1 protein-coding gene is annotated in these 2,941 nt (G+C 66.8%); it reads left to right on the top strand.

Features of this window, described 5'->3' with window-relative positions; all coding sequences use genetic code 11:
- Positions 1-2,941 (top strand): non-ribosomal peptide synthetase (locus KVT37_RS31410; protein WP_217578901.1); only part of this gene is annotated, 2,941 nt, incomplete at both ends.

Here is a 2,941-nt window from a genome sequence, read left to right as displayed (position 1 = left end):
CTTGACGCCGAACGGCAAGCTCGACCGCAAGGCGCTGCCGGCACCGGATGAAGCGGCCTACGCGCGGCAGGCATATGAAGCGCCGCGGGGCGAGGTCGAGACGATCCTTGCCGGGCTGTGGGCGCAGCTTCTGGGTGTCGAGCGCGTCGGGCGTCACGTCAGCTTCTTCGTGCTCGGCGGCCACTCGCTACTGGCCGTCAGGCTGGTCAACCGGGTGCAACAGGCGTTCGGCTTGAAACTGGCGCTGACGACGTTGTTCGTCGCGCCGAGCCTTGCCGGATTGGCCGAGGCGGTGGAGGAGCAACTGGCCAGGTCCGGCTCCGACCATTTGCCGGCAATCGCGCGTGTCGATCGATCCGGTGTCCTGCCGCCGTCCTACGCGCAGGAACGGCTGTGGTTCCTGTCACAGCTGGAAGGAGGGAGCGGGGCCTATCACGTTCCGCTGGCACTGCGCCTGCAAGGCGAACTGGATCGGGCCGCGCTGGGTCGAGCGCTGGATGAAGTGTGGGCGCGGCACGAGACCTTGCGCAGTGTGTTCGTGACGGAGGCGGGCAAGGCGCGGGTTGCGTTCATGGCGGTGGAGCGAGGGCTGCCGCTGGCGGAGCACGATCTGCGCAACGATAAGGATGCCGGCGCGCGCCTCGCGGCGCTGAGCCAGGAGGAGTTTGCGGCGCCGTTCGACCTTGAGCGAGGCCCCTTGGTGCGGGCGCGCCTGATCCGGGTGGCCGATACGGAGCATGTGCTGCTGGTGACGCAGCATCATATCGTGTCGGACGGATGGTCGATTGGAATTCTGCTCCGCGAGATAGGATCATTATACGCTGCGTTTGCCCGGGGTGAGGAGAGCCCGCTGGCTGAGCTGGCGCTGCAGTATCCGGACTACGCGGTCTGGCAGCGGCAATGGCTGAGCGGCGAGCGCCAGGCCAGGCAGGCCCGGTATTGGCGCGATGCCTTGCAGGACGCGCCGGTGGTGCTGAACCTGCCGACGGACCGGCCGCGCCCGGCCCAGCAGAGCTTCGTCGGCTCGAATGTGCCGGTGCGGCTCGATGCGGAACTGACCCGCGGCCTGAAGCACCTGGGCCTTCGGCACGGGGCAACGCCGTTCATGGTGGTTCTAGCCGCCTGGGCAGTGGTTCTGTCGCGCCTGTCGGGTCAGGAGGATGTCGTCATCGGAACCCCGACGGCCAATCGCGGGCGTCGGGAAGTCGAAGGACTGATCGGCTTCTACGTCAACACGTTGGCGCTGCGTGTCGACGTGTCGGCGGAGCCGGATGTGGCTACCCTGCTGGAGCGCGTGCGGTCGGTGGCCCTGGGAGCACAGGACCACCAGGACCTGCCGTTCGCACAGGTCGTGGAGATCGTGCAGCCGCCGCGCCGGCTCGAGCACACGCCGGTGTTTCAGGTGCTGCTGACCTGGCAGACCCTCGAGGAAGACCGTCTCGCCTTGCCCGGCCTCGCAATCGAGCCGGCAGGCGTGGCCTATGACGAGATGGCGAAGTTCGATCTGGAGCTTGATCTGGCGGAGGTCGGCGGCGAAATTGCCGGAAGCCTGGGCTATGCGACCGCATTGTTCGATCGCGAGACGATTGAACGGCATGTCGGATATCTGAAAGTCGTGCTGCGGGACCTTGCGGCAGAGGCGCAAGGTCCGGTCGGCCGGACCAGTCTTCTCTCGGCGCCTGAGCGCCAGCTTGTCCTCGATACCTGGAACCGGACGGAAGCGGACTATCCGTCGGATCGCTGCATCCATGCTCTGTTCGAGGACCAGGCTCGTCGCACGCCCGATGCGATCGCGCTGGTGCAGGGCGATGTGGAACTGAGCTATGGCGAGCTGAATGCGCGCGCAAATCGCTTGGCGCATCGCCTGATCGCACTTGGCGTCAAGCCTGACGATCGTGTCGGGCTGTGCGTCGAGCGCTCGCCGGCGATGATGATCGGCCTGCTCGGCGTGCTGAAGGCTGGCGGCGCCTATGTGCCGCTCGACCCCTCCTATCCGCGTGAGCGGCTTGGCCTGGTGGTTGGCGATGCCGATCCGCGCCTGGTGCTGGTCGACGAGACCGGACGGGCAGCCCTTGGCGATGCGCTGTCCGGCCGCAAGACGGTCGCGCTGGACGAGGTGCAGATGGCTGATGGCAGCCATCCCGACCGCGATCCCGATCCTCAGGTGCTTGGCCTGACGCCGCGCAACCTTGCCTATGTGATCTACACCTCTGGCTCCACCGGCACGCCCAAGGGCGTCATGGTCGAGCATGGCGGTGTCGTCAACCTGATCCAGTCGATGGCGGAGATTGCCGGGATCACGGCAAAGGACAGGCTTCTCGCCGTCACCACCATCGCCTTCGACATTGCCGGGCTGGAACTCTACGCACCGTTGAGCCGGGGCGCTTGCGTGGTGCTTGCCGGCAAGGAGGATGCAGGCAATCCCACCGCCTTGCAGCGCCTCATGGCAAGCCAGGCCGTCAGCCTCATGCAGGCGACGCCGGCGACCTGGCGTGCGCTGCTCGATGCGAACTGGCCGGGCGCAGCAGATATGCGGGTCCTGTGCGGCGGCGAGGCGCTGCCGGTGGAGCTGTCGAGAAGGCTGCGCTCGCGCGTCCGCTCGGTGTGGAATGTCTATGGTCCGACCGAGACGACGATCTGGTCGTCATGCCTGGAGGTCGGCTCACGGACAGAGTCTGGCCAGCCCTACGAATCCATCGGTCGTCCGATCGCCAACACCAGGATGTATGTGCTGGACGGGCATGGCGAGCCTGTTCCGATCGGCGTTGCGGGCGAGCTCCATATCGGTGGCGCGGGTGTCGCGCGCGGTTACCTGAACCGTCCTGATCTGACGGCGGAGCGCTTCGTGGCGGATCGCTTCAGTAGGGAGCCGCAGGCACGCCTGTACCGGACCGGCGACTTGGCGCGTTACCAGCCGGACGGCAACATCGAGTTCCTCGGC

Source organism: Mesorhizobium sp. GbtcB19 (assembly GCF_019091085.1).
GTDB lineage: Bacteria > Pseudomonadota > Alphaproteobacteria > Rhizobiales > Rhizobiaceae > Mesorhizobium.
The sequence above is the reverse complement of the archived record's forward strand: the minus strand, read 5'-3'. Positions and strand labels throughout refer to the sequence as shown.